Annotated in this window: 8 protein-coding genes; 6 read left to right on the top strand and 2 right to left on the bottom strand. The window is 40.2% G+C overall.

Annotated elements, in window-relative coordinates:
- The first annotated feature begins 77 nt into the window (after positions 1-77).
- Together mscL and UC75_RS15380 are read left to right on the top strand one after the other, a co-directional pair.
- Complete coding sequence (gene mscL / locus UC75_RS15385) at positions 78-509, top strand: large conductance mechanosensitive channel protein MscL (RefSeq protein ID WP_004789231.1); 432 nt, start codon at positions 78-80, stop codon at positions 507-509.
- Between the two features lie 141 nt (positions 510-650).
- A complete protein-coding gene (locus tag UC75_RS15380) occupies positions 651-1004 on the top strand; it encodes a gamma-glutamylcyclotransferase family protein (RefSeq protein ID WP_049838088.1) in 354 nt (117 codons plus the stop codon).
- 10 nt (positions 1005-1014) lie between these two features.
- On the opposite strand, the gene UC75_RS15375 is transcribed toward UC75_RS15380, so the two are convergent.
- Together UC75_RS15375 and mutM are read right to left on the bottom strand one after the other, a co-directional pair.
- The gene (locus UC75_RS15375; RefSeq protein WP_005309756.1) at positions 1015-1305 is read right to left on the bottom strand and encodes a peptidylprolyl isomerase; all 291 of its coding nucleotides are present in this window, start codon (positions 1303-1305) and stop codon (positions 1015-1017) included.
- A 19-nt stretch (positions 1306-1324) separates the two neighbouring features.
- Positions 1325-2149, bottom strand: a complete 825-nt coding sequence (gene mutM / locus UC75_RS15370; protein WP_049838087.1) for a bifunctional DNA-formamidopyrimidine glycosylase/DNA-(apurinic or apyrimidinic site) lyase — start codon at positions 2147-2149, stop codon at positions 1325-1327.
- Between the two features lie 75 nt (positions 2150-2224).
- Here mutM and UC75_RS15365 point away from each other — a divergent pair, with 75 nt between their 5' ends.
- From UC75_RS15365 to UC75_RS21975, 4 genes are all read left to right on the top strand, one after another.
- Entirely contained in the window at positions 2225-2791 is a 567-nt protein-coding gene (locus UC75_RS15365) for a DNA-3-methyladenine glycosylase (RefSeq protein WP_049838086.1), read from the top strand.
- Positions 2792-2925: 134 nt separating this feature from the next.
- Positions 2926-5055 (top strand): TonB-dependent receptor family protein, encoded by a 2130-nt coding sequence (locus UC75_RS15360; protein WP_049838085.1) that lies wholly within the window; start codon positions 2926-2928, stop codon positions 5053-5055.
- Between the two features lie 9 nt (positions 5056-5064).
- The gene (locus UC75_RS15355; RefSeq protein WP_049838084.1) at positions 5065-6174 is read left to right on the top strand and encodes an NADH:flavin oxidoreductase/NADH oxidase; all 1110 of its coding nucleotides are present in this window, start codon (positions 5065-5067) and stop codon (positions 6172-6174) included.
- 56 nt (positions 6175-6230) lie between these two features.
- The coding region (locus tag UC75_RS21975; RefSeq protein WP_171249510.1) for an AEC family transporter at positions 6231-6400 on the top strand (170 nt) is incomplete at its 3' end.

Genomic DNA, 6400 nt, shown 5'->3' with positions numbered 1-6400 from the left:
ACTATCTAAATTGATAAGATGCCATTGAAAAAGAAAAATATGACGTGTTTCGGCCCCCGACATCTGGAGATGTTTAGATGAGTATTATTCAAGAATTTAAAGAATTTGCCATTAAAGGCAATATGATGGATTTAGCCATTGGTGTGATTATTGGTGGTGCTTTTGGCAAAATCGTAGACTCTTTAGTAAAAGATATTATCATGCCAATTATCAGTGTGATTACTGGTGGTGGTGTTGATTTTTCGCAGAAATTTATTGTGCTAGGAGCCAACCCGACCAATCTGCAATCTTTAGATGCTTTGCAAAAAGCAGGTATCAATGTTTTAACTTATGGTAATTTCCTCACCATTTTAATTAACTTCCTAATTTTGGCTTGGGTCGTTTTCTTAATGGTGAAATTATTAAATAGACTTCGCCGTGATAAGAATGAGCCAGAAGCTCCAGCTGCAACTCCTGAAGATATTCAGTTATTGCGTGAAATTCGCGATGAGTTGAAAAAGCAAGCTTAACAATATTCTGAATTAATAGGAAACGGTACCGAGAGTGCCGTTTTTTATTACTTAGTATTTTATACTGGACTAAAGATATTGATAAAATAGACAGGCTACCGATAGGCTCAACTACGTACATTGTAAAAAGGATATAAATAAATGAATCAGCTTTTTGTGTATGGCACTTTATGTCCGAATAAAGCAAATGCTCATATTTTAGAGCAGTTTGGTGGAAGCTGGGAAAAAGCTAGTGTGCAGGGTGTGATTCATATTTTAGATTGGGGACCAGATAAAGGCTTAAAAGCGCTTGAGTTAGATTCGCAAGCGGATTGGGTAGAGGGTTATTTGTTTAGTACAGAAAAACTTGCTGAAAACTGGCAAATGCTTGATGACTTTGAGGGCTTTCAATACCAGCGTGTCATCGCAGATGTGAAATTAGAGGCGGGTGAGTGTGTTAAAGCCTGGACATATCAACTGAATGCACAGGCTCAAACTTCTGAAAAAAATAATTAAAATAATGGAATCAACGTAAGCTGCCCATTCGGAATTTAACTTCTAAAAGATGATAGCCAAACTGGCTTTTGATTGGACCTTGTAACACACGTTCAGCAGCTGTAAAAACAACTTTGTCGATGACTGGCACAAGTTGTCCTTTTTTGACTTCGCCAAGTTCACCGCCACGTTTTGCCGAATTACAGGTGGAGTATTGCTTGGCAATTTTTGCGAAGTCGGCACCATTTTGTAACTTCTTTTTTAGCTGCTCAGCTAAGTCTTTATCTTTGACTAAAATATGACGGACAATTGCTGTTTGCATGTTGTCTTTCTCCAAAAAATTAAGGCTTTCTCAACTTTTTAAGTGGTTGGCACTGTGGACAAAATACGCTGGCACGCTGACCAAGTTTTAAGTTTTCTAATGTGGTTTCACAGTTAACGCACATTTCTCCAGCACGACCATAAGCAAGTAGAGTTTGCTGGAAATAACCATTTTCACCCATGGCATTGCTGTAGTCGCGTAAAGTCGAACCACCTAAATCAATTGCTGACTTTAGAATTCGTTTAATCTCGACAACCAGTTTCTCAATCTGTTGCATACTTAAATCACCAGCCGGTTGTGCTGGGTGAATGCCAACATTAAATAAGCTTTCAGTTGCATAGATATTGCCTACACCGACGACTACATGGTTATCCATGAGTGCAATTTTTATGCCGACAGCCTTATTCTTGAGTTTGGAAGCTAAATATTCTGCATGAAAGTCAGCACTTAAAGGCTCAGGTCCCAAAGTATCAATGAGTTTGCCTTGAGTTTCCGTATTAAGCCAAAGGATGCAACCGAAACGACGTGGGTCATGGTAACGTAACTGTTGATCTTCAAATTGAATAATCAGATGATCATGTTTTCTTAGTTCATCATTTGGCTCGGTCAGACGAAAACTTCCTGACATGCCTAAATGCCAGAGCATTTGATCTTGTTCAAACTCTGCCAAAATATATTTTGAACGTCGATTCAACCCAATGAGACGTTGCCCAACGAGTTTTTGAATATCATCGGGGATAGGCCAACGTAAGCTCGGATTACGTACTTCAACCCTTAGAACTTTTTGATTCAATAGAGGAAATAAACTGGTTTTGGTTGTTTCGACTTCGGGTAACTCAGGCATGCCAACTCGCAGAATTAACAGATATACTGGATTAATCAAGTATAACGTGTGGTATGTAATATTTCAGAGAATACTATGTCAGATATTTTACCATTAAGCTGGTTTCAACGTGAAACCTCGGAAGTGGCTTATGACTTAATTGGCTGCGTATTATGTAAACGACAACCTGATGGTCAAGTCATCCGTTGCACAATTAGTGAAACAGAAGCTTATTTGGGTGTTCGTGATAAAGCTTGCCACAGCTACAATGACAAGCGCACAGCACGAACAGATGTAATGTATCGCTCTGGCGGTACGATTTATGTCTACTTAATTTATGGCATGTATGAAATGCTCAATCTGATTACTCAGACAGAAGGCATCCCTGAAGGGGTCATGATTCGTTCTGCATTTTTAAGTGGTGCTTCAACAAAAAAAGAATATAAGCTTCTAGCTGGACCCGGCAAATTGACACGCTATTTGGGTATTGATCGAACTTTAAAAGGCCAGACTTTAGGTGAAGAAACGGGACTGTGGATTGAAGCAGCTTCAACGCAGCCAGAAGTGGTATTGACATCACGGATTGGAATTGATTATGCCGAAGAAGCAAAAGATTGGCCTGAACGTTATTGCTGGAAAGACCATCCATCTTTGAGTCGATAATTCTAATCTGGAAATCAATTTTTAGATATCGATGAAGAGTGTTCTAGATTTACAACAATGCAGATCGAATTCTATATCCAGACAAGACACCGCTTTTTGTTATGATAACTACAATATAAATAAAGGAAATAAGCATGTCCTTATTACGCTTAGACCGACTTCACTATTGTATTTTGATGAGTATGGGCTGCATTTCTAGCCCACTTGTTTGGGCAGAAGACCTAGCACAAGACGTGACTGTATTGCCAACGTTACATGTGGAAGCAACTCGTACCGATACAACCTATTTGCAGACGCCAGCTTCGGTTTTTCGAATAGATGCACCTCAAGTCGATACTTCTTCACAAGTAAATTTAACCGAAGTTGTGAAGGGTATACCGAGTTTACAGCTTCGCAATCGTGAAAATTATGCACAAGATTTACAGTTATCTATGCGTGGTTTTGGTGCACGTTCAACTTTTGGTGTTCGAGGCATTCGCCTGTATGTGGACGGTATTCCTGCAACAATGCCAGATGGGCAGGGTCAAACATCTAATATTGATTTAAGTAGTCTGGACCATGTAGAAGTTCTAACAGGACCTTTTTCCTCACTATATGGAAACTCATCGGGCGGGACAATTTTAACGTCTACTAAAGAAGGGCAAGGAAAAGATTCAATTGAGCTGAGTTATTCGGGAGGCAGCCACGATAAAAGCCGAGCGGGACTCGTGCTACAAGGTGGGGCAAAGGGTGCGAATGAACCAAGTTATGTTATTAGTTCATCATACTTCGATACTGATGGTTACCGAGAACATAGCGGTGCAGAAAAAGTATTAAATAATGCAAAACTCAGTTGGAATCTTGATGATGGTAGCAAAATCAACTGGATAACCAACTATGTCAAAATTCATGCAGACGACCCGCAGGGTTTAACGCATGACCAGTGGAATGCTAACCCAAAGCAACAAGTTCCATTTTTAAAGCAATTTAATGTCCGTAAAGATATTGAACAGACTCAAACGGGTGTGACTTGGTCTAAACCGATTAATGATAAAAATGAATTCTATGCCATGGCATATTTAGGTAATCGCCAAGTCACTCAATATCAATCTATACCTAAATCAACACAAGATGCCAGCATCAATCATGCAGGCGGGGTAATTGATTTTGAGCGTGATTATTATGGTGCTGATTTCCGTTGGACGGGCAAAGAGTTACTTCCAAATACTACTCTAAGTGTTGGTGTTGCACTCGATGCAATGGATGAAGATCGTAAAGGTTTTGAAAACTTTAATTTAGTAAACGGACAGCCTTCTTATGGTGTCAAAGGTAATTTGCGTCGTGATGAAGATAATACTTTGTGGAATATCGACCCATATTTACAAGCATCATGGCAGTTCTTACCAACTTGGCGTTTAGATACGGGTGTTCGTTATAGCAATGTCCATTACAAATCTAAAGATAACTATTTAAGTAATGGCGACGATAGTGGTAAGACTGATTACAGTAAAGTTTTACCTTCGGCTGCTTTAAGCTGGCAAATTTTGCCTGAACTCATGGCCTATGTGAGTTATGCCAAAGGATTTGAAACGCCAACTTTTACTGAAATGGCATATCGTCCAGATGGAGAAAGTGGTTTTAATTTTGATTTAACCGCATCCACAAGCGATACCTATGAAACAGGCTTAAAATCACAAAACCAATTTGGTGATTTTACTTTGGCAGTTTTTCAAACTAAAACCAAAGATGACATCGTTTCTGCCGGCAATTCAAATGGCCGATCAACGTTTCGTAATGCAGATAAAACCTTACGTGAAGGCGTAGAGTTTGCATGGAATAAAAAGTTGTGGCGAGATTTAACAGCGACTGCTAGCTATACATATTTGGATGCAACTTTTGATGCTGATATTCCAGCTTTGGGAAGTATTGCTCAAATTCCATCGGGTAATGCCATTCCAGGAATTGCTAAAAACCAAGCTTATGCCTCTTTAGCTTGGCAGCCATCGCATGGTCTATATGGCGGTGTAGATGTACAGTATATGGATAAAGTATACGTGAATGATACCAACAGTGACGCAGCGCCAAGCTACAGTGTAACCTCAGCTAATGTGGGTTATGCATGGGTAATGGGCGACTGGAAAGTGAATAGCTTTGCCCGTGTTGATAACCTATTTGATAAAAACTATGCAGGTTCAGTGATCGTAAATGATGGTAATGGACGTTACTTTGAACCAGCGGATGGACGTAACTGGAGTGCAGGTTTACGTGTAATTAAGCAATTCTAGGAATTTAAAATGGCAAAATTATTTGAAACGGTTAACTTTGGTTCACTACAACTGGTCAATAGAATTGTAATTGCTCCGATGTGCCAATATTCGGCAACAGATGACGGTGAAATTACCTATTGGCATGAACAGCAATGGGCAAATTATGCATTATCTGGTGCAGGACTTTGTATTGTAGAGGCGACTGCCGTACAACCTGAGGGTCGGATTAGCTATGCTGACCTTGGACTCTGGAATGATCAGCAACGTGATCAAATCAAAGCTTTGTTAGCTAAGGTTCATACACTTTCACCGATGCCATTTGGAATTCAGTTAGCACATGCGGGACGTAAAGCGTCTACTGAAAAACCATGGTTAGGCAAAGGTCAAATTGCAAAAGATCAGCCTCATGGTTGGCAAACGGTTGCACCAAGTGAAAGTACTTTTTCTGTTCATGATGCAGCGCCCCATGCTTTGACCATTGCTGAGATTAAACAGGTTCAACAAGACTTTGCAGCGGCTGCAAAACGTGCTGTAGAAGCTGGGTTTGAGTTGATTGAAGTTCATGCTGCACATGGTTATTTACTACATCAATTCTTATCGCCAATTGCCAATCAGCGTACTGATGAATATGGCGGTTCTTTAGAAAACCGTATGCGTATGACCCTTGAGGTCCTTCAGGCAATTAAACTCGCTGTACCAGAAGGTTATCCTGTTGGTGTTAGACTGTCTGCGACTGATTGGTTAGAGAGCATCGAGCACTGGGATGTTGAATCTACAGTGGGTTTATCAAAAGCTTTAGAGCAATTGGGCGCAGCCTATGTGCATGTGTCTAGTGGTGGTTTGCACGAGCATCAATCTATTACGATTGGGGCAGGTTACCAAGTTCCATTTGCTGAGCAAGTCAAAAAGCATGTGTCCATTCCAGTTATTGCTGTAGGGTTAATTACTGAGCCAGAACATGCCGAACAAATTTTGGAAAACCAGCAAGCTGATGCTATTGGTCTTGCTCGTGCAATGTTGTACGACCCAAGATGGCCTTGGCATGCTGCCGCTACTTTAGGTGCAGAAGTTAAAATTGCACCTCAGTATTTACGTTGCCAACCACATGGATTAAAGCAGCTTTTTAACTCTTTTTAATTGTATTGGGCAAAGTCATCTTTGCCCATTTTTCTTTCGCTAAGTGAGGACGGTCAGTGGTTTTTCAGGTTATTTTACCTATCTTGATATTGCTATTGATGGGCTATGTTTGTGTCCTCATCAAATTGGTAACACCTGAACAGATCAGGGCTCTTAGCGCATTTGTAATTAAAATTTCCTTACCGGCTTTTTTAATTCATTCTTTGGCAAATAAAAGCTTACAAGA

Source organism: Acinetobacter sp. V2 (assembly GCF_001188385.1).
Taxonomy (GTDB): Bacteria; Pseudomonadota; Gammaproteobacteria; order Pseudomonadales; family Moraxellaceae; genus Acinetobacter; species Acinetobacter oleivorans.
Note: the sequence above shows the minus strand (reverse complement) of the source record. Positions and strands in the feature narration are given on the sequence as shown.